Here is a 19,500-nt window from a genome sequence, read left to right on the forward strand (position 1 = left end):
GTTGTGAGGTAGGCTCTGTGTTGTGAGGTAGGCTCTGTCTGGCGCTTGCCGTTGTCGCTATGTCGTTCCTGCCGGATCGGCAGTTTTTGCCGGGCGATTTACCGCTTGTTAACCATGCGGGTCCAAGGCTTGGCGCATCGTCAACCGAGGCCGTCATGATCCGTATCGACCCGCGCACGCCCGTTATCGGGGCAGGCTCGGCCAGCCAGACCCGGCGGGCCGGCGCGGCGTCGTTCTCTTTGCCCGGCCGCGAATCCGCGACGGCGGCACAGGGCAGCACGGTCAGCAATGCGGGGTCGCTCGATCTCCTGCTCGCGGTCCAGGCCGAAGGCGATGCGCAGGAGCGCAAGAAGCGTCAGGCACGGCGCGGGCATGACCTGCTCGACGGGCTCGACAGGCTGAAGGCTGCGCTCCTCTCCGGCCGCGTCCAGATCGCCGAGCTGGAACGCCTCAAGACGACGCTCTCGTTGCGGCGCGAGACCACCGATGATCCGCGCCTCGACGATGTGCTGGCTCATATCGAGCTGCGGGCGGCGGTCGAGCTCGCCAAGCTCGGGCGTTAGATCCTCGGACCAGAAATCGTATCCGGTCCGATGATCTAACCCTTTGTGTTTGCATCGGCCTTCCCGAAAGCCGCAATCCACTTTTCCGGCCGATGCAATGGCCTTCGAACCTGCCGCCGGTCCGATCAGGACCGAGCGGTTGCAGCGAGACCCTTACTGCGACAGGGCGCAAACGCTCGGCGGCGTCACGCCCTTGAAGCGCTGATCCATCCAGGCGATCGCCGCGTCGGCGCTGTCTCGCGCAGCCAGGAGATGGCCGACGCCCGGCAACGCATCGAATTGCACCGCGCTGCCGGCGCGACAAAGCTTGTCTGCGTAGTCGCGTGTCACCTGGGGCCGGACGAGCGTGTCGCTCGTGCCCTGCGCGATATAGACCGGGACGCTGCGCGGCAGGAGACCGGGGGTATTGCGGCTGAGAAGCGCGCGCCAAGGCTGCTGCTCAGCAAAGGCGTTGTCGACGAGGAAGCGGCGCTCCAGCGCCTTGGTCGGGCGCAGCCTGCTGAAGATGTCCGTCAGGCTCTCCAGGCAATCTGCGGCCAACTGATCGACCACCGGAATCGCGCCCGAACTCACGATCTTGTTCAGGGGCGCCTTGTAGACACGCGTCCAGGACCACAGGGTCATTGCCGTCAGGTTCCGGCCGCCATCCGTGTCGATGTCGTCGGACAGCAATGTGGCGAGTTCGGTCGCAGGCGCTGCGGCGGCGACACCGACGAGGTCGAGTTCGGGCGCCAGGCGCTTCGCCAGGATGCCGGTGAACAGCGCCGCGTGCCCACCCTGGGAGTGGCCCCAGACGGTGAAGCGCCGCCCGGCGGAGGCATTGGGGAGCTGGCCGGTCGCGCGCACCGAGTCGATTACGGAGCGGGCCGCGCTGGCGCCGACCAGATAAGGATGGACCCCCGGTGCGCCCAGGCCCGGATAGTCCGTCGCCGTGACGATGTAGCCACGCGCGAGCATCGGACGCAGGCCCTGAATGGATTGGAAGATACCGCCGGAGCGCGACGGTCCGCATTGCGGCTGGACCCCGGTCGTCGGGTGCGCCCAGGCGACGACGGGGCGTCCCTCGGCCGGACCGGGGCCGGGCGGGACGATCGCAACACCGGACACGGCGATCGGCCGCCCGTCGAGGCCGACCGAGCGATAGAGCATCCGGTAGGCGCTGGCGCCCTCGGGCGTTCCGTTCAGAATCTCGGTCCGGATCAGCGTTCCGGGGCGCCCTCCGGCGATCTCGGCAGACGTCGCCGTATAGAAGTCCGATTGCGCGTCGGCTGGCGAGGGGAGGCCGGCCGCCGACATCCACATCAGCAGGGCGAGGACGGCGCGCATGAACGGTTCTCCAGAGGTGGCATAGGCTTCGGTCGGTTTGACCGGAACTAGCCGAGAGACCGTTTAGGATTCGTCCGTGCTGCCGAACCGACGCGTGTCGATCCGGCACGGAAACTGGTCGTCAGCGAATGAACTGGTCCGCGTAATCCGCTCCGAGCCCGTTGCCCGCGTAATGCGCGCGGCATTTGTCGAGGCGGGTGAAGACGTCGTCATAGCCCAGGCACTTGCCGTCGGGATCGACATAGATCATCGCGCCATTGACCTGGAACATGGTGATCATCTCTTCGACGTCAGGGTCGACGACGAGCGTATGGGTCTCGCCCGGCGCCTCGTAGACATAGGACCCTTCGGTCGCCACCCAGTCGTGCTCCAGGTAGCGCCACTTTCCCTTGAGGACATAGCCGTGCACGGGCAGGGGGTGGCGGTGGCGCGAGAGCACGCCGGCGCGGCGTACCTTCAGGAGGTTCATCCAGTATCCGCGCGTCACGCAGAAGAGCAGCGGACGGAACCAGACATTGTCATCGACCGGCACCCAGACCCGCTCGTCGGTTGGAATGACATTGGGCACGATCAGTTCGGGTGGGGAATCCTTCGGCTGAGGGTGGCGATAGGGCGTCCAGCGGTCCTCGGCGCTCGCCTCGACTGGCATGGGGTTCGGGTTGGTCATGGCGTTTCCTGCCTGAGATCTTGATTCAAGTCGTTGCCGGAGTGATTCCGGAAGCGGTTGCATGCCGTTGCCGTGTTTGGCGTTTTTGGTGTTGATGTGGATGGCGTCAGATGGCGAGATACCCGCCATCGACGGGCAGGATGGCACCTGTCACGAACTTGGCCGCATCCGAGAGCAGGAAGGCGATGGCGCCGCCGACATCGCTGGGTTCGCCCCAGCGACCCTGTGGTGTACGCGCCAGGATCGGCGCCGAACGGGCAGCATCCTCGACCAGGGGCCTGGTCAACTCGGTCGCGATCCAGCCGGGAGCGACGGCGTTGACGCGGATGCCTTCAGGTGCCCAGGCGGCCGCGAGCGACTTGGTGAGCTGGCCGATGCCGCCCTTCGATGCGGAGTAGCCCGGGGCGAAGGGCGAGCCGTGGAAAGTCAGCATGGAGGCGATGTTGACGATCGCCCCGCCATTGGCGGCGAGCTTGTCCTTGGCCGCCACGCACATCCGCATCGAACCGGTGAGGTTGACCTCGATCGTCAGGCGAAAGGCTTCGATCTCGAATTCCTTGCCGCCGCGCTGGATCATCCCGGCGCAGTTCACCAGCGCATCGATACGGGGGCAGAGCGCGACGATGGCCGCGACCTGATCATCCCTGGTCACATCGAGCTTGGCGTGACGGATCGTGGGGTGAGGCGGGGACGCCGCGACCTCATCATCGGTGAGGCCGGTGGCGATGACCTCGTAGCCGGACTGGGCGAGCGCAAGCGCAGCGCCTGCGCCGATGCCGCGTGTGCCGCCGGTTACGAGAGCGAATTTGGGAACGGGAGTATCTGTCATGCCTAAAGGCTAGAGCGACCGGGGCGATCACGGAAGGCCGGCAAAGGCAGAGCAGGGTCCCTTCATTCGAGGCTGTATTTCAGGCGCAGCAGGGCGGTGCCGCGCGTCTCGTACTGGCTCGCGACGAGCGGCATCTGACGTGCCAGCGCCAGATCGAGCGAGGCCTCCCAGGAGAGATTCGCCAGAGCTGCGAGATCGGCGCTCAACTTGACCTCCGGCACAAGCGTCGAGTGCGGGCCACCATCGGGAGCGAAGACGTAGCTGCCGGCCATGGAGAGCTGCGAGCTCATGGTCAGGTACTGAAAGAGCTGGTGGCGGAACCCGACCAGCAGACTGGCGTTCTGCTCGGGTTTTCCCGCCGTGCTGCTGCCGCCTCCCGTCGAGATCGTCCAGATGAAGCCGGGCCCCTTGTTGGCGACAGGCCGGGCCAATTTCCAGTCGATGCGTGCGTCGCCGACCTGCTCGTGCCCGGGCGGTGCGATCAGCTTGGTCGAGATCGAGAACGTGTCGGCGCCGAGCTGGAGGCCGACGCTCCGTTCGGGCGCAGACCCTGTCGGGCCACGTGTCGAAAAGCCCTGGCGAATGACGCTGAGCGGGATTTCCCTAGGCAACTGCCGGTTGGCCTTCGGCGTGGCGGGCCAGTTTGCGCGCGCGCTCAGAGCCGGATCGAACGGCACGGCGTCCAGATCGTCCTGCGCCTCTTGAGCCTGTGGTTCGACCGCGTCGTCAGGCACTTCGTGGGTGAGGATAGGTTTGGGAATGGGGAAGCGCGGGCTGTAGGCACCGTCGTCATTGGCCTTCGCCGCCCAGCCCGTGACGAGCAGGAGGGCAACGATGCCGGCCCGAGCCCCGATGGACCGGCCAGCACGAATACTGCAGCGATGGTGATACAAAGTCGGCATTCTTCCTCGGCGGCGATCTCAAATCGAAGTTAGAACGGGAAGGTGCAGTTTTTGCGGCAGTGCAGCATGAAGGCAGTGCGGCATGAGGCTTGGGCAACTCGACCAAAAGCCGTGCTTCCCCAGTGGCACGTAACCCGCTAGGAAGCGCGCGGGCGGGCTGCGGAGCTATGGCTGCAGCCCGGAAACGTTCCAGACTGGCCAGCAGCAGGGGTCGAAATCACATGAGCAAGATCAAGGTCGCCAATCCCGTCGTCGACATGGACGGCGACGAGATGACCCGCATCATCTGGCAGAAGATCAAAGACACGCTGATCTTCCCCTATCTCGACCTCGAGCTGGATTATTACGACCTGTCCGTCGAGAACCGCGACGCGACCAATGACCAGGTCACGATCGATGCCGCCAACGCCACCAAGAAGCATGGCGTCGCGGTGAAGTGCGCCACCATCACCCCGGACGAGGGCCGGGTGAAGGAGTTCAATCTCAAGCAGATGTGGAAGTCGCCGAATGGCACGATCCGCAACATTCTCGGCGGCGTGATCTTCCGCGAGCCGATCATCTGCAAGAACGTGCCGCGCCTCGTGCCGGGCTGGACGCAGCCGATCGTCATCGGCCGCCACGCCTATGGCGACCAGTACCGCGCCACCGATTTCAAGTTCCCCGGCAAGGGCACGCTCTCGATCAAGTTCGTCGGAGATGATGGCGCCGTGATCGAGAAGGAGGTCTTCAAGGCTCCGGACGCCGGCGTCGCCATGGCGATGTACAATCTCGACGATTCGATCAGGGATTTCGCACGCGCTTCGCTGAACTACGGCCTGATCCGCAAGTACCCGGTCTATCTCTCGACCAAGAACACCATCCTCAAGACCTATGACGGCCGCTTCAAGGATATCTTCGAGGAGATCTACCAGGCCGAGTTCAAGGCCGAATTCGACAAGCTCGGAATCACCTATGAGCACCGTCTGATCGACGACATGGTCGCTTCGGCGATGAAGTGGTCGGGCGGCTATGTCTGGGCCTGCAAGAACTACGATGGCGACGTGCAGTCCGACACCGTGGCCCAGGGTTTTGGTTCGCTCGGCCTGATGACCTCGGTGCTGATGACGCCGGATGGCAAGACCGTCGAGGCTGAAGCCGCGCACGGCACGGTGACGCGCCATTATCGCGAGCATCAGAAGGGCAGGGAGACCTCGACCAACTCGATCGCCTCGATCTTTGCCTGGACGCGTGGCCTCAGCCACCGCGCCAAGCTCGACAACAATGCCGAACTCRCCAAGTTCGCGACGCTGCTCGAGAAGGTCACGGTCGACACTGTCGAGGCTGGCGACATGACCAAGGATCTGGCGCTGCTGGTCGGTCCCGACCAGAAGTTCCTCTCGACCACCGGCTTCCTCGAGAAGGTCAGCGAGAACATGCGCAAGGCGATGTCTGCCTGAGCTCTGCGATCCTGAGTGAATGAGTTGAAGCGCCCGGATCCCGATCCGGGCGCTTTTTGCTGTCGAGGCCAAGGTGCATGCGACGACACAGCGTGTCGTGCCGTGCAGACCAGGTCAGCCGCTGGCGTAACGTCAGCGGGGTGATCCGCACGTGCTGCGGCCGACATCCGTCCTCGACGAAGGGAACCTGGTCGCTCGGTTGGGCGGGCTCTGCGGGATGACCAGCAAACTCACTGCGGAGCCGTCTCGGAGAGCTCCGCGCTATCGCTCGCCTTGAGAACGCCGATCGCGATGCCTGGGCACGCGGCCGGGATGATCGCTACTCGATCGTGAGGGKGCGGCGAGCGAGGATACGCTGGCCGCTCAGCGGTGCGTTCATGACATAGCGAAGTTCATAGCTGCCCGGCTTGTCCGGTGCTTCCAGCAGCGCTTCGACATTCTCTGCCGGATAGAAGGATGGGCCTGCCGCGTCCACGGCTGCATCAGGCGCCGTGATGACGACGCGATCGCGCTCGCCATTGGGACCGATCCCGCGAACCGGGATGCTTGTCTTGGCCTTGGCGCGGTCCGGCGCCGACAAGGTCGCCGAAGGGGATGTGGTTGCCAGGGGCTGCCTGGCCAGGATCTCGGGCTTGCCGGAATCCTGGCGAACGAGGCGGAGTTCATAGCTGCCGGGCTCGCCGGGCGTCGTGATCGCGGTTGCGGACACGGCGCCGAGAATGACCGAGACGATGGCCGCTTCAGCAGGATCGCTGGGGCGCGCGATGGCGAGCTGTGATTGTGCCGGCGCCTTGCTGGCGAACACCGTCAACATGGAGCCGGCCATCGCGCTACGCGAGGCCGACAGGGTTGGCTGGACGGGCTGGGCCGGTGCGGCGGGGCGGGGGCGCACCTGCTGGGCAAAGCCTGAGGCGCTCGCTGCCACCAGGGCAAGAGCAATGGTGGCGGCGAGACGATACTGCACCCCGTCTTCTCCGTCGTCCGAACCCGGTCAGCTCATCGCGGCTGCGACGGCGTCGAGCGCAGCCTGYGCCTTGGAGCCGTCCGGGCCACCGGCCTGCGCCATGTCGCGGCGCCCGCCACCGCCCTTGCCGCCGAGCTGCTCGGAGGCGGCGCGCACCAGCGCCACCRCGTCGAAGCGCGAGGTCAGATCCTCGGTAACACCGACGACGACGCCGGCCTTGCCGTCCTCCGCGACGCCGACAATGGCGACGACGCCCGAGCCGACGCGAGACTTGGCTTCGTCGGCGAGGCTCTTCAGATCCTTCATCTCGACGCCGGTGACGGCGCGGGCCAGGAGCTTGGCGCCGGAAATCTCGAGGATCGGATCMTCGGCGCTGCCGCCGCCGCCCATGGCGAGCTTCTTGCGCGCCTCGGTGAGTTCGCGGTCCAGTTTGCGGCGCTCCTCGACCAGGGCGGCGAGCCGTGCCTCGGCTTCGGCCGCGGGGACCTTGAGCAGGCTGGCGAGGTCGCGCAGACGCCTGGCATCGGTGTTGAGCTGACGCCGGGCTTCCGTGCCGGTCACCGCCTCGAGACGGCGCACGCCAGCTGCCACCGCGCTTTCGCCGGCGATGCTGACGATGCCGATATCGCCGGTGCGCGAAACATGGGTGCCGCCGCAGAGCTCGACCGAGAAGGCCTTGCCGGCCTCGGTCGTCCCCATCGAGACGACACGGACCTCATCGCCGTATTTTTCACCGAACAAGGCGCGGGCCCCCGAAGCGATGGCTTCGTCGACGCTCATCAGGTGGGTCGCCACCGGCTCGTTCCGCAGCACGGCTGCGTTGGCGATATCCTCGACCTGGGCCAGCTCCGCCTCGGAGATCGGCTTGGGGTGCGAGAAATCGAAACGGAGCCGCTCAGGCGAGACCAGCGAGCCCTTCTGGGCGACATGATCGCCAAGGACGAGCCGGAGCGCCTCATGCAGCAGGTGGGTCGCGGAGTGGTTGGCGCGAATCGTGCTCCGGCGCGCATGATCGACTGTAAGCTCAGCCGGTGTGCCGAGCTTGATTTCGCCCGAAGTGACCTTGACCGCGTGGGCGAAGATGTCGCCGAGCTTCTTCTGCACATCCGAAACTTGTGCGGCGAAGCCCGCCCCGGTGATTGTGCCGGTATCGCCAACCTGGCCGCCGGACTCGCCATAGAACGGGGTCTGGTTGAGCACGACGAAACCGGTGTCGCCGGCCTTCAGGCTCTCGACTTCCGCATTGTCGCGGATCAGTCCGGTGACAACGCCCTCGGCCGTCTCGGTGTCGTAGCCGAGGAACTCGGTGGCGCCGACGCGGTCGCGCAGCGGGAACCAGAGCTTTTCTGTCGCAGCCTCGCCGGTGCCGGACCAGGCGGCGCGCGCCTTCGCCTTCTGCTGCTGCATCGCCGCGTCGAACCCGTCGAGATCGACGCCGATATCGCGGGCGCGGAGCGCATCCTGGGTCAGGTCGAGCGGGAAGCCATAGGTATCGTAGAGCGTGAAGGCGACATCGCCCTTCAGCTTCTGGCCGGCGCCGAGATCCTTGGCAGCGTCGTCGAGAATCGAGAGGCCGCGTGCCAGCGTGGTGCGGAAACGGGTCTCCTCGAGCTTCAAGGTCTCGGTGATCAGGGCCTCTGCACGCAGCAGTTCGGGATAGGCCTGGCCCATCTCGCGGGTCAGGACCGGCACGAGCCGGTGAAGCAACGGCTCCTTGGCGCCGAGCAGCTGGGCATGGCGCATGCCGCGACGCATGATGCGGCGCAGGACATAGCCGCGGCCTTCATTCGAGGGCAGAACACCGTCGGCGATCAGGAAGGCAGAGCAGCGCAGGTGGTCGGCGATGACACGATGGCTCGCCTTCATCGGTCCGTCGGACGAGACCGATGTCATGTCCGCGATGGCGCGGATCAGGGTCGCGAAGAGGTCGATCTCGTAATTGTCATGCGTGCCTTGAAGCACGGCGGCGACACGTTCCAGCCCCATGCCGGTGTCGATCGAGGGCCGCGGCAGATTGGTGCGGATGCCGCCGGCGGCCTCCTCATACTGCATGAACACGAGGTTCCAGATCTCGATGAAGCGGTCGCCGTCCTCATCGGGCGAGCCTGGAGGGCCGCCGGGGATATGGTCGCCATGGTCGTAGAAGATCTCGGAGCAGGGGCCGCAGGGGCCGGTGTCGCCCATGCGCCAGAAATTGTCCGAGGTCGGAATCCGGATGATCTTCGAATCCGAAAGTCCGGCGATCTTCTTCCAGAGCGCGTGCGCCTCGTCATCCTCGGAATAGACCGTGACGGTCAGCTTTTCCTTGGGCAGGCCGAACTCGCGCGTGACCAGCGTCCAAGCGTGGGTGATCGCCTGCTCCTTGAAGTAGTCGCCGAAGGAGAAGTTCCCCAGCATCTCGAAGAAGGTGTGGTGGCGCGCGGTGTAGCCGACATTGTCGAGGTCATTGTGCTTGCCGCCGGCGCGCACGCATTTCTGCGCCGACGTGGCGCGCTGGTAGGAGCGCTTTTCCTGTCCGGTGAAGACGTTCTTGAACTGCACCATGCCTGAATTGGCGAACATCAGCGTCGGGTCGTTGCGTGGCACGAGCGGGCTCGATGGCACCACCTCATGGCCGTTCGCCTTGAAATAATCGAGGAAGGTGGACCTGATTTCGTTGACGCCGCTCATCGCAATTCGAACTCTGCTTCAGGATGGGTGGCCGGGCGGGCCTGCTGGTTGGGATCGGTTCTAGTCAGCGGCTTTGCACCTGTCCAGAATTCCCGTGACAAGGCCTTGGCGCATAAAAGAAACGGGCGGCCCCGAAGGGCCGCCCGCCAAAAATACCCTGCCGCTGGCGCGGAGATAAGGCTCAGGCGTCGCCCTCGTCGAGATCATCGTCGGTCGGTGTCGCCTCATCGAGGATGCGATCGGCAACGAGGCCTGAATTCTGCCGGATCGTGGCCTCGATGCGCGCCGCAACGTCCGGATTGGCCTTGAGGAAGGATTTGGCGTTCTCGCGGCCCTGGCCGAGGCGCTGGCTGTCGAAGGAGAACCAGGCTCCGGCCTTCTCGACCATCCCGGCCTTGACGCCGAGGTCGATCAGTTCGCCAACCTTCGAGATGCCCTCGCCGAACATGATGTCGAACTCGACCTGCTTGAAGGGCGGCGCCACCTTGTTCTTGACGACCTTGACGCGGACCTGGTTGCCGGTGGCCTCGTCGCGCTCTTTCAGCGTCGAGACGCGGCGAATGTCGAGGCGCACGGAGGCGTAGAATTTCAGGGCGTTGCCGCCGGTCGTGGTCTCGGGCGAGCCATACATCACGCCGATCTTCATGCGGATCTGGTTGATGAAGATGACCATGCAGTTCGAGCGCGAGATCGACGCGGTGAGCTTGCGCAAGGCCTGGCTCATCAGGCGCGCCTGGAGGCCGGGCTGGACATCGCCCATCTCGCCTTCGATCTCGGCGCGGGGCGTGAGGGCCGCAACGGAGTCGACCACCAGCACGTCGATGGCGCCGGAGCGAACCAGGGTGTCGGTGATCTCGAGCGCCTGCTCGCCGGTATCGGGCTGCGAGATCAGGAGGTCGTCGAGATTGACGCCGAGCTTGCGGGCATAGACCGGATCGAGTGCGTGCTCGGCATCGACGAAGGCGCAAACGCCGCCCTTCTTCTGGGCTTCGGCAATGGTGTGGAGCGCAAGCGTGGTCTTGCCGGAGGATTCTGGTCCGTAGATTTCGATGACGCGGCCCCTGGGGAGGCCGCCGACGCCGAGCGCGATATCGAGCCCGAGCGAGCCGGTCGAGATGGTCTCGATCTCGATCGCCTGCTGGTTCTTGCCCAGGCGCATGATCGAGCCCTTGCCGAAAGCCCGTTCGATCTGCGAGAGCGCCGCATCGAGCGCCTTAGCCTTGTCCATCGAAGAGCCTTCCACGAGCCGGAGATTTGCCTGATTCACAACGTGCGCTCCTTATGGCAGGGGCGCGATCACTTCTCAATGTGCGCCGTGAGCAAATATGGTCACGGTTTGTTCCTGTCTTCAAGTTCTTTTTTTGTTCTCATTCATCGCCTCCCTGCAGAGCTGTTCAAGCCCGGCTGTCGCCCTTCGCTTGCATGGCCCGGATCTGCATCGCGTTGCCGAGCCGCTCCAGCTCCAGGGTGTAGCAGTAGAGCGCGAAGATGACGGCGATGAGGAGCGCCCCGCGCCAGCTCAGATCGAGATAGCCAAGATCGAGCTCCGGGACGTGCCGGAGATAATAGAGCGAGAACAGAGCGCCGCCGAAGATGAAGCCGATCCGGGCTGCGAAGGAGACGAAGTGGCCGATCACCAGGCCGCCATAGGTGGCGGGGATGGTCACATGACGCAGGCGCCACCAGTAGCAGGCCTGGCCGATCAGGACCGCGAGCGCGGTCTGCAACGCGCTGCCGCGAGTGGCAGTCATGATCGTTCCGATATTGTCGATCAGCAGGAGGAAAATGCCCCGCACATTGGCGAGCACGACGATCGCACACAGGGTTTGGGCGAGAAGCAGGATCAGGTATCTGCGTGAGTTCCCGTCCGACATCGCGCTGCCCGCATCGTTCGTGGACGCCGCGCCTCGCTACCTGCGCGGCCTCGCGCCTCAGCTCATCGCGGCCTTCACTGTCTCGACCAGCTGCTTCATCGTGAAAGGCTTGGGCAGGAAGTGGAACTGCTCGCCTTCCGGCAGGTTCTTGCGGAAGGCCTCCTCCGCGTAGCCGGAGACGAAGACGACCTTGGTGGCCGGGTTGCGCTGACGTAGCTCGCCAAGCAGGGTCGGGCCGTCCATCTCGGGCATGACCACGTCGGAGACGACGAGGTCGATCTTGCCGTCATGCTTGAGGAAGATATCGAGCGCCTCCACGCCCGAGGCCGCTTCGTGCACGGTATAGCCGCGCGAGATCAGCATGCGGGCATTGAGCGCACGCACCGCGTCCTCGTCTTCGACCAGCAGGATGACGCCGGCGCCGGTATGATCGGCTGCGACCTTCTTGGGCGCTTCCTTGGCAGCGTTGTCGGCGGCGATCTCCTCTTCCGTCGGCACGTGACGAGGCAGGAAGATGCGGAAGGTCGTGCCCTTGCCGAGGGTCGAATCGACGAAGACGAAGCCACCGGTCTGCTTGACGATGCCATAGACCATGGAAAGGCCGAGCCCCGTGCCCTTGCCGACCTCCTTGGTGGTGAAGAAGGGCTCGAAGATCTTGTCGAGATGTTCGGCCGGGATGCCGGTGCCGCTGTCTTCGACTTCGAGCATGACATAGTCCGCGGTGGGCAGGGCCTGATGGCCGAACCCGGCGCATTCTTCCGCTGCGACGTTGCGCGTGCGGACCTGCAGCTTGCCGCCGTCCTGCATGGCATCGCGCGCATTGACCGCGAGATTGACGATGACCTGTTCGAGCTGACCGAGATCGGCCTTGACCGACCAGAGGTCGCGGCCCTGGCGAATGTCGAGCGAGACCTTGTCGGCGACGACGCGCTTCAGCATCAACGAGAGATCGGAGAGCACGTCGCCGAGCTCGAGCACCTGCGGGCGCAGCGTCTGGCGGCGCGAGAAGGCGAGCAGCTGCCGGACCAGCGAGGCCGCCCGGTAGGCGTTCTGCTTGATCTGCATGATGTCCGGGAAGGACGGGTCGGTCGGCTTGTGGCTGGCGAGCAGGAACTCGGACGCGTTGATGATGACCTGCAGCACGTTGTTGAAATCGTGCGCGATGCCGCCGGCGAGCTGGCCGACAGCCTGCATCTTCTGGGCCTGGTCGATATTGTCCTTGAGCTTGCGCTCGGAGGTGGTCTCCAGCGCATAGACGATGGCGCGCTCACCATCGCTGTCCTCGGTCGCTGCGACCGGAGAGAGATAGAGTTTGGCCGAACGTCCGTCCTCGCCCGAGAGATTGGCATCGAGCGGGGCGATGTCGCTGCTGCCGGCCATGGTCGCTGCGAGCGCCTCGTCGAGGCTGCCGGGCGCGACGAGATCCTGGATTGTCGCGGGCTGGCGGCCCTGCTGCGTCAGCCGGGTGAAGGCGGCGTTGGAGCGCAGGATCGCGCCGTTGCGGTCGACAGTCGCGATCGCCATCGGTGTCGAGTGGAAGAAGCGGGCAAAGCGCACTTCGGCATCGCTGCGCCCGTCGGACCCGGCTTCGCCGGTCGTCCGGTTGAGCACGAGCGTGCGTGAGGGGCCAGCGCGGCTGTCGCTGCCGAAGGCAACCTGATGATGCAGCCTGACCGGCAGGGTCGTGCCATTGCGCCGGCGCAGATCGACATCGAGGACCTCGACGCGGACATCGCCGGGCTGCCCGCGAATGGCCTGGATCAGGGCAGCCGCGTTCGAGGTTGCGATGTCGTCGAGATGCAGTCCGCCCGAGCCGAAGCGGGCGAGGTCATAGTCGAGCCAGCCCGAGAGCGTGGCATTGAGATAGGGCACTTCGCCATCGGCGTCGATCGAGAGGAAGCCGGCCGGTGCGTGATCGAGATAGTCGATCGCGTGCTGGAGTTCCTGGAAGGCGTTCTCCTGACGCTCACGCTCGGGCGTCACGTCCGAGACGCTCCAGAGCATGGCGGCCTTGCCCTCGCGGCGCACGGGGGATACCCGGATTCGATACCAACCGACCGTGTCGCGACCGTTGAGGGCGGGCTCGAGCCGGACTTCCTCCGCCAGCCGGCGGCCTTCGCGCGCGGCGGTCGCCAAACGGTAGATCGCTTCCGAGACCTCCGGGCGGCCGGTAAACAGGCGTTCGACCGGCTTGATGTCGCTGGCTCCGCGGGCTCCGGCGAGCGCCAGATAGGTTTCGTTGGCGTAGACGATGCGGTTCTCGCCCTCGGTGACGACGACGCCGTCATCGGCGCTGTCGACGATGGCTTTGGTCAGGTCATTGCGCGCTGCGCGGCCCGAAAATTGAACAAGGCCAATAGAAAAGGCAAAGAGGCCGAAGACACCGATCACTGAAAGCAGGGCCAGCAGGCCCAGGATCAGCGGCTGCGCCCATTCATTGGCGATGAAGCCGAGCGCGATCGCGGCTCCGACGAGCAAGCCGGCGACAAGCAGGATCAGGCCGATACGGCCTGGCTTGTCGGAGCGATCGATCGCGGTTGTCGCCGTGGTTCCGCTCATGCGGCTGGTCCGTCCCGTTTCACGCCTCCTCGCCGCCAGCGAGGKGCTTAGCGCGCAGGTCGCGCAGATTGCGAGTTAGGCGCGCCTACCCTTCAGGCGCAAGACGTAACCGATGACTTCGGCGACGGCCTGATAGTGTTCGACAGGAATTTCTTCGTCGATATCGACCGTCGCATAGAGCGCGCGGGCCAGCGGCGGGTTCTCGACGATCGGCACGCGATGCTCCCCCGCGACCTCGCGGATCTTCAGGGCAAGCGCGTCGACGCCCTTGGCGAGGCAGAGCGGGGCGCCCATGCCCTGCTCGTATTGCAGCGCGACGGCGAAGTGGGTCGGGTTGGTGATGATCACGGTCGCCTTGGGCACCGCGGCCATCATGCGTTTCCTGACCCGCTGCGCGCGGATCTGCCGCAGCTTCGCCTTGACCTCGGGATTACCTTCGGAGTTCTTGAACTCCTCCTTGAGCTCCTGCTTGGTCATGCGCTGACGCTGGTACCAGCTGAAGCGCTGATAGACGAAGTCGCCGATCGCGATCACTGCAAAGAGCGCGAGCACGCTCGCCATCAGCTTGATCGTCAGCGACAGCGTCGCCGGCAGCATCGCGGCGACACTCATCTGCGCGAAGCTCTCGAGCCGGTCGTGCTCCTTCCAGAGCGTCAGGCCGACGGCGGTGCCGATCAGCAGGATCTTGGCGAGGCCCTTGGCGAAATTGACCCAGGCCTCCTTGCCAAAGATCCGCTTGGCCCCAGCCATCAGCGAGATCCGGCTGAATTTCGGCATCAGCGGCTCGAAGGTCCAGAGCGGCTTGTGCTGGAGCAGCGCACCGGCAAGCCCGGCGCAGAGGATGAAGGCGAAGGGCAGGCCGAGCGCCATGAAGCCCGTCATCACGCCCTGCTTGGTGACGTTGAAGAAGGCCTCGCCGCTGGAAGGCACCTGATGCGCGTTCATCAGGAAGGAGCGCAGGGAAAGCGCCGCACTGCTCGCCGACCAGCCGGCTCCGACCAGCAGCGCCAGTGTGAAACCGCAAAGGACGAAGAAGGTGCCGATCTCCTGCGAGCGGGCGATGTCGCCCTTCTCGATCGCCTGGTCCAGCTTTCGCTGGGTCGGGTCTTCTGTCCTGTCCTCGTTGTCGGCGTCCTCTGACATCGCCGCTCCTCAGTTGCCGGTGAACTGGCGAAGGAAGTTGCCGAGATCCTCGAGGAAGACGCCCATCATCACGCCGACGACGGCGAGCAGCACGAGCATGCCGCCGAGGATCGAGGCCGGCACGGCGAGGAAGAAGACCTGAAGCTGCGGCATCATCCGCGCCAGCACGCCGAGCCCGAGATTGAAGAGCAGACCGAAGACGATGAAGGGCGCGGAAATCTGAACGGCGAGGGCGAAGCCCTGCGTCGCCGCACGGATCGCCAGGGTCATCATGTCTCCGACATCCGGAAAGCCGCCAGGCGGCAGGAGCCGATAGCTTTCATGAATCGCCGCGATGGCGACGTGATGGAGGTCGGTGACCAGGATCAGCGTGATGCCGAGCATCGTCAGAAAGTTGCCGATCGACGGGTTCTGCATGCCTCCGGTCGGATCGACCGTCATCGCGAAACCCAGGCCCATGGTCTGGGCCACGATCGCGCCGGCGCTCTGCAGGCAGGCCATCACAAGGCGCACGCTGAGCCCGATGGTCAGTCCGATCAGGAGTTCGCTGATGAGAAGGCCGACCAGCGCAGGCATGTCGCCGGGCGGGGTGATGATCGTGCGCGCCATGGGGACGATCATCAATGCGATGAAGAAGGCCAGCGACAGACGCGCGCGTGAGAAGATGAAGCGTTCGCCGATGCCGGGCATCAGCATCACGAGGGTGCCGACACGCGCGAAGACGAGCACGAAGAGCGCGCCGATCTCGGGCAGGATCGCGATCTGCATCGTGCCGGCTGGGCCCCTGCGCCACTCGGGACGCCACTGCGGCAGCCCCAGAGCCGGTCGCGGCAGCGTAAGGTTCATTCGCCCGTGGCGATTCGGACGGCGACCCGCCCCATATAGCCTGCAAGCGCATCGCCCATGAACGGCAGAAACAGCATCATGGCGGCAAAGACCGCAACGATCTTGGGGACGAAGATCAGGGTCTGCTCCTGAATCTGCGTCAGGGCCTGGACGAGCGAGACGGCGAGGCCGACCCCGAGCGCGACCATCATCAGCGGGCCGCCGGCCTTGAGGAAGACGACGATGCCGTCGCGCGCGACGTCGAGGATGGCGCCTGAGGTCATGGTTTGCGTCCTGATCGAGCCGGGAATCAGACCGGCATCCGCATGATTTCCTCATACGCTGCAATCACGCGGTCGCGAACCGCAACCAGCGTTTCGATCGCGGCCTCGCTTTCCGCGACGGCCGTGACGACATCGACGATATCGGAGCGGCCGGCGGCCACGCTTGCGGTCTGGATGTCGCTCTTGCGGCCGGCATCGGCGGTTGCTTCCAGCGCCTTGCCGATCAGCGAGGAGAAATCCGGCATGCCCGCGCTGGCGCCGGCGGCCGCACCGAGCGGCTTGCGCATCAGGTTGCCGGCGCCGAGACCCTGCGTCGAGGCGTAAGCGCCGGCGGCGAAGCTGGATGTGGCCATGGTGCGAGGTTCCGTTCCGCTGGCGCCGATCAGACGCGCAGGATGTCGATGGTGCGCTGGATCATCCGGCGCGTGGAGGAGATCAGGTTGAGATTGGCCTCGTAGCTGCGCTGTGCCTCGCGCATGTCCATGGTCTCGACCAGCGAGTTCACGTTCGGCATGCTGACATTGCCGGTGGCGTCGGCTGCGGGGTTGCCGGGCTCGAATTTCGTCCGGAAGGCGCTTTGGTCACGCTGGACGCGGCCGAGATCGACGACCTGGGCTTCGAGCTCACGGTCGACCCGCCGCTGGAACGTCGGAATCTTGCGGCGGTAGGGATCGACGCCGGCGCGATCCGGTCCCGAATCGGCGTTGGCCAGGTTCTCGGCGATGATCCGCATGCGGCCGGACTGGCTGCGCAGGCCCGATGTCGCCACCGCGATGCTCTTGAGAAGATCCATGAGGCTGCTGCTCCTGCGTCCGCTGCCTTAGCGGCCCTTACCGATCGCGATCTTCATCAGTCCGAGGCCCTTGCTGTAGAGCGAGGCGGCGAGCTGATAGTCGGACTGGTTCTGGGCCACCTTCATCATCTCGTCCTCGAGATTGACGCCGTTGCCGTTGGGAGTGACCTCGAAGCGGGGTGCCTTGGCGGTATCGAATCCATTGCGCTGTCCGGAGGGGCCCATATGGCCGGCAGAGGTCTGGGCCAGCGAGACGCCGGACGAAGCCGTGCCGATGGCCGGCGCCTTGAGATCCATCGGGCGGAATCCGGGGCTGTCGGCGTTGGCGACATTCTCGGACAGCACTTTTTGCCGGGACTGGTGCCAGTGCATACGCGTCTTCAACGCCTGCATCAGGTTTCCGCCAGCGCCTAAGGCATTGCCAGACATGGAGTTTGTCCCGTTTTCTCAGGGGATGGCCGTGATCGGAGCCGCGGAGCGATTCCGTCCTGACAGTCGATCCACTGGGAAAATATTGCCGGGTGCTTGGTTAATTTCGCGTTAAGATTCACGAATCCGGTGAACCAAATTAACCAAGTGCTAACCCTGTTTCCCGAAATTGCGGGCGTTATGCTATAGCCAACGTGTTGAACCTTGGGTGGAATTGCGGTCCGCCAAGGGCTGTCGCCGTCGCACATGAGGCAAACCTTGCAGACGTTGTTTGGCTTCGAACTCTCGACCGGCCTCCGCTGGATCATTGCATTCGCTATCGTCCTGATTCTGGTGGCGCTCTTCGCCTTCCTGCTGCGGCGCATCACCGGCGGGCGACTCAGGATAGGAGGGCAGGGCGGTGGCCGCGCCCGGCAACCGCGCCTCGGGGTGGTCGATATCCATGACCTCGACCGGCAGCGCCAGCTCGTGCTGATCCGGCGCGACAATGTCGAGCATCTGGTGATGATCGGCGGCGCGTCCGACGTGGTGGTCGAGACCAATATCGTGCGCGGCAGCAGCGGCGGACGGATTGCGGTACCGGCGCAGGCCGAGGCCCCGGTCTTTGAACGCCCTCTGGCGATCGACCCGGCGCTCGGTTTCGAGGCTCTTCGCGCCGATCTGCAGGAGGAAACGCGTCGCGCCTCTCCGCCGCCGCAGCCGGCCGCCCCGCAGCCGGATAGCCTGCCGCCGCTGCCGCATCGTACCCCTGGGCCTGTTTCGCGCGTCGAACCGGCTGTGGCACCGGCAGGCGCTGCAGCGGCTGGCATGGCCGGTCTCGCGGCAGGAGCTGCGATTGTGGCCTCACAGGCTCCGAATTTCGGGCGCAATCAGGCTCCCGCGCCAAGCGTGAGTTCCGATGAGCTTGACGATATGGCCCGTCAGCTCGAGGAGGCGCTGAAGCGTCCGCATTCGGCTGTCCGGTCGTCCCAGGCGCCGGCGACCCCGGTTCCGGACGTCGTTCTGCCGGTGACGCCGCCTGCGCCGGTCAAGCCTGAAGAGCCGAAGCCCGCAGCAGCCGCGCCGGTTCTCGCTCCGGTTCCGACTGCCCCTCCGCCGGTCTTCGGGCGGCCCGTCGGCGTGCCGCCGGATGTCGCTGCCGAACTCGAAATGGCCCTGGGCCTGAAGCCCAAGCCCTCGGACGTGGTGACGCCACCGGTGCCCGCCGTCGAACCGAAGCCCGCTCCCTTCCGCGAGCCTCCCGAAGCCGCCAAGCTGCCTGAGCCTGCACCGGTCATGCATCCCGAACCGACACCGGCGGAGCTTGGGGAGAGGCTTTCGGCAAAGGACGAGGACGACGCTCTGGAGGTCAGTGAGGACGAGGCCGATACGGAGGCCGAGGCAGAGATCGCCGAGTCAGAGACCGAGGCCGAGCCAAAGCCTGAGCCGTCCTCTGTTCCCGCCGCCGAAGAGCCGAAGGCCGAATCGAAGCCGGAGGAGAAGCCCATTCAGATCGATCCGTTCTCGGTCGATGCGATCGAAGCCGAGTTCGCGCGACTGCTCGGGCGTGATCCGAAGTCGAAGTCCTGACCGGACGGGCGTGATCAACAGGATTGTCGGGCTGCGACGATCCTGATGCCGCCGGCTTGGTTGCCCTGGCGGACATGGGCGCCCTAGCGTCGTCTCGCCCGATCGGTTGAGTCGGGCTTTGATGGCGGCTTTGCGTGATCCTGACCCTGACGGATGCGAGATGGCGTCGCGGTTGCCGCGTCGCTTGTGCCGGCGCGATGGTCGCGCTTGCGCTCTGCGAGCCGGCTCGGGCGCAAACGCTTTCGCTTGATCTCGGGCAGGGTGGGGGCGTCGCCGAACGGGCGCTGCAACTCATCGCCGTCATCACGGTGCTCTCCCTGGCGCCGTCTATCCTGATCATGGTGACGTCGTTCACGCGGATCGCGGTCGTGCTGTCCCTGCTGCGCTCGGCCATCGGCACGCAGACCGCGCCGCCCAACGCCGTGATCGTCGGGCTGGCGCTGTTCCTCACCGGCTTCGTGATGGCGCCGACATTGCGCGAAGCCTATCGCGTCTCGGTCGAGCCGCTGGTTGCCGGGCAGATCCAGCCCCAGGAGGCCTATAGTCGCGGCGTCGTGCCCTTCAAGGCGTTCATGCTCAAGCATGTCCGCGAGAAGGACCTGATGCTGTTCATCGAGATGTCGCGGGAGCCCCGCCCGACGCAGCCGGAAGATATCCAGATCCAGAT

The 19,500-nt window shown here is 65.4% G+C and carries 18 protein-coding genes and 1 pseudogene; 4 read left to right on the forward strand and 15 right to left on the reverse strand.

Features of this window, described 5'->3' with window-relative positions; all coding sequences use genetic code 11:
- Positions 1–155 precede the first annotated feature (155 nt).
- On the forward strand, positions 156–563 hold the full coding sequence (locus tag AC1DJT_RS20005) for a flagellar assembly protein FliX (protein ID WP_441491506.1): 408 nt from the start codon (positions 156–158) through the stop codon (positions 561–563).
- Positions 564–716: 153 nt separating this feature from the next.
- On the opposite strand, the gene AC1DJT_RS20010 is transcribed toward AC1DJT_RS20005, so the two are convergent.
- The 4 genes from AC1DJT_RS20010 to AC1DJT_RS20025 all read right to left on the reverse strand — a co-directional run bounded on the left by AC1DJT_RS20010 (position 717) and on the right by AC1DJT_RS20025 (position 4,287).
- Positions 717–1,889 carry an alpha/beta fold hydrolase gene (locus AC1DJT_RS20010; protein ID WP_476769133.1) on the reverse strand — a complete coding sequence of 391 codons (1,173 nt, stop codon included), beginning with the start codon at positions 1,887–1,889 and terminating at the stop codon, positions 717–719.
- A 121-nt stretch (positions 1,890–2,010) separates the two neighbouring features.
- The gene (locus AC1DJT_RS20015; RefSeq protein WP_441491504.1) at positions 2,011–2,556 is read right to left on the reverse strand and encodes a 2,4'-dihydroxyacetophenone dioxygenase family protein; all 546 of its coding nucleotides are present in this window, start codon (positions 2,554–2,556) and stop codon (positions 2,011–2,013) included.
- Positions 2,557–2,662: 106 nt separating this feature from the next.
- Complete coding sequence (locus AC1DJT_RS20020; RefSeq protein ID WP_476775878.1) at positions 2,663–3,385, reverse strand: SDR family NAD(P)-dependent oxidoreductase; 723 nt, start codon at positions 3,383–3,385, stop codon at positions 2,663–2,665.
- A 62-nt stretch (positions 3,386–3,447) separates the two neighbouring features.
- Positions 3,448–4,287, reverse strand: coding sequence for a hypothetical protein (locus AC1DJT_RS20025; RefSeq protein ID WP_476775879.1), 840 nt, complete (start codon positions 4,285–4,287; stop codon positions 3,448–3,450).
- Between the two features lie 221 nt (positions 4,288–4,508).
- On the opposite strand from AC1DJT_RS20025, the gene AC1DJT_RS20030 reads away from it, so the two are divergent.
- Positions 4,509–5,723: an NADP-dependent isocitrate dehydrogenase gene (locus AC1DJT_RS20030; RefSeq protein WP_476834720.1), complete on the forward strand. Its 1,215-nt coding sequence runs from the start codon at positions 4,509–4,511 to the stop codon at positions 5,721–5,723.
- 319 nt (positions 5,724–6,042) lie between these two features.
- On the opposite strand, the gene AC1DJT_RS20035 is transcribed toward AC1DJT_RS20030, so the two are convergent.
- From AC1DJT_RS20035 to flgB, 11 genes are all read right to left on the reverse strand, one after another.
- Positions 6,043–6,687, reverse strand: a complete 645-nt coding sequence (locus tag AC1DJT_RS20035; RefSeq protein WP_476834721.1) for a hypothetical protein — start codon at positions 6,685–6,687, stop codon at positions 6,043–6,045.
- Between the two features lie 27 nt (positions 6,688–6,714).
- Positions 6,715–9,357 carry an alanine--tRNA ligase gene (gene alaS, locus AC1DJT_RS20040; RefSeq protein WP_476834722.1) on the reverse strand — a complete coding sequence of 881 codons (2,643 nt, stop codon included), beginning with the start codon at positions 9,355–9,357 and terminating at the stop codon, positions 6,715–6,717.
- Between the two features lie 181 nt (positions 9,358–9,538).
- Positions 9,539–10,585: a recombinase RecA gene (gene recA / locus AC1DJT_RS20045; protein WP_113514031.1), complete on the reverse strand. Its 1,047-nt coding sequence runs from the start codon at positions 10,583–10,585 to the stop codon at positions 9,539–9,541.
- A 166-nt stretch (positions 10,586–10,751) separates the two neighbouring features.
- A complete protein-coding gene (locus AC1DJT_RS20050) occupies positions 10,752–11,231 on the reverse strand; it encodes a hypothetical protein (RefSeq protein ID WP_441491498.1) in 480 nt (159 codons plus the stop codon).
- 57 nt (positions 11,232–11,288) lie between these two features.
- A complete protein-coding gene (cckA, locus tag AC1DJT_RS20055) occupies positions 11,289–13,790 on the reverse strand; it encodes a cell cycle histidine kinase CckA (protein WP_441491497.1) in 2,502 nt (833 codons plus the stop codon).
- A 75-nt stretch (positions 13,791–13,865) separates the two neighbouring features.
- Positions 13,866–14,933, reverse strand: a complete 1,068-nt coding sequence (gene flhB, locus AC1DJT_RS20060) for a flagellar biosynthesis protein FlhB (RefSeq protein WP_476834723.1) — start codon at positions 14,931–14,933, stop codon at positions 13,866–13,868.
- A 9-nt stretch (positions 14,934–14,942) separates the two neighbouring features.
- On the reverse strand, positions 14,943–15,701 hold the full coding sequence (gene fliR / locus AC1DJT_RS20065; RefSeq protein WP_069882615.1) for a flagellar biosynthetic protein FliR: 759 nt from the start codon (positions 15,699–15,701) through the stop codon (positions 14,943–14,945).
- Between the two features lie 74 nt (positions 15,702–15,775).
- Entirely contained in the window at positions 15,776–16,042 is a 267-nt protein-coding gene (fliQ, locus tag AC1DJT_RS20070; protein WP_069879968.1) for a flagellar biosynthesis protein FliQ, read from the reverse strand.
- A 26-nt stretch (positions 16,043–16,068) separates the two neighbouring features.
- Complete coding sequence (gene fliE, locus AC1DJT_RS20075) at positions 16,069–16,395, reverse strand: flagellar hook-basal body complex protein FliE (protein ID WP_441506233.1); 327 nt, start codon at positions 16,393–16,395, stop codon at positions 16,069–16,071.
- Positions 16,396–16,424: 29 nt separating this feature from the next.
- On the reverse strand, positions 16,425–16,835 hold the full coding sequence (gene flgC, locus AC1DJT_RS20080) for a flagellar basal body rod protein FlgC (protein WP_043237671.1): 411 nt from the start codon (positions 16,833–16,835) through the stop codon (positions 16,425–16,427).
- A gap of 27 nt (positions 16,836–16,862) precedes the next feature.
- The gene (gene flgB, locus AC1DJT_RS20085; protein ID WP_441491493.1) at positions 16,863–17,264 is read right to left on the reverse strand and encodes a flagellar basal body rod protein FlgB; all 402 of its coding nucleotides are present in this window, start codon (positions 17,262–17,264) and stop codon (positions 16,863–16,865) included.
- 258 nt (positions 17,265–17,522) lie between these two features.
- Here flgB and AC1DJT_RS20090 point away from each other — a divergent pair, with 258 nt between their 5' ends.
- Entirely contained in the window at positions 17,523–18,833 is a 1,311-nt protein-coding gene (locus AC1DJT_RS20090; protein ID WP_476775883.1) for a hypothetical protein, read from the forward strand.
- A 197-nt stretch (positions 18,834–19,030) separates the two neighbouring features.
- Positions 19,031–19,500 (forward strand): annotated as a pseudogene (locus AC1DJT_RS20095) (flagellar type III secretion system pore protein FliP); the annotation flags it as partial.

This window comes from Allobosea sp. 05T422_2 (genome assembly GCF_056396265.1).

Excerpts from the sequence above, each read along its gene's own strand:
- AC1DJT_RS20010 (WP_476769133.1), bottom strand. The coding sequence starts at position 1,889 with ATGCGCGCCGTCCTCGCCCTGCTGATGTGGATGTCGGCGGCCGGCCTC.
- recA (WP_113514031.1), bottom strand. The coding sequence starts at position 10,585 with ATGGACAAGGCTAAGGCGCTCGATGCGGCGCTCTCGCAGATCGAACGG.
- fliR (WP_069882615.1), bottom strand. The coding sequence starts at position 15,701 with ATGCAGATCGCGATCCTGCCCGAGATCGGCGCGCTCTTCGTGCTCGTC.
- AC1DJT_RS20025 (WP_476775879.1), bottom strand. The coding sequence starts at position 4,287 with ATGCCGACTTTGTATCACCATCGCTGCAGTATTCGTGCTGGCCGGTCC.
- fliE (WP_441506233.1), bottom strand. The coding sequence starts at position 16,395 with ATGGCCACATCCAGCTTCGCCGCCGGCGCTTACGCCTCGACGCAGGGT.
- AC1DJT_RS20005 (WP_441491506.1), top strand. The coding sequence starts at position 156 with ATGATCCGTATCGACCCGCGCACGCCCGTTATCGGGGCAGGCTCGGCC.
- cckA (WP_441491497.1), bottom strand. The coding sequence starts at position 13,790 with ATGAGCGGAACCACGGCGACAACCGCGATCGATCGCTCCGACAAGCCA.
- flhB (WP_476834723.1), bottom strand. The coding sequence starts at position 14,933 with ATGTCAGAGGACGCCGACAACGAGGACAGGACAGAAGACCCGACCCAG.
- fliQ (WP_069879968.1), bottom strand. The coding sequence starts at position 16,042 with ATGACCTCAGGCGCCATCCTCGACGTCGCGCGCGACGGCATCGTCGTC.
- AC1DJT_RS20050 (WP_441491498.1), bottom strand. The coding sequence starts at position 11,231 with ATGTCGGACGGGAACTCACGCAGATACCTGATCCTGCTTCTCGCCCAA.
- flgB (WP_441491493.1), bottom strand. The coding sequence starts at position 17,264 with ATGTCTGGCAATGCCTTAGGCGCTGGCGGAAACCTGATGCAGGCGTTG.
- flgC (WP_043237671.1), bottom strand. The coding sequence starts at position 16,835 with ATGGATCTTCTCAAGAGCATCGCGGTGGCGACATCGGGCCTGCGCAGC.
- AC1DJT_RS20020 (WP_476775878.1), bottom strand. The coding sequence starts at position 3,385 with ATGACAGATACTCCCGTTCCCAAATTCGCTCTCGTAACCGGCGGCACA.
- AC1DJT_RS20015 (WP_441491504.1), bottom strand. The coding sequence starts at position 2,556 with ATGACCAACCCGAACCCCATGCCAGTCGAGGCGAGCGCCGAGGACCGC.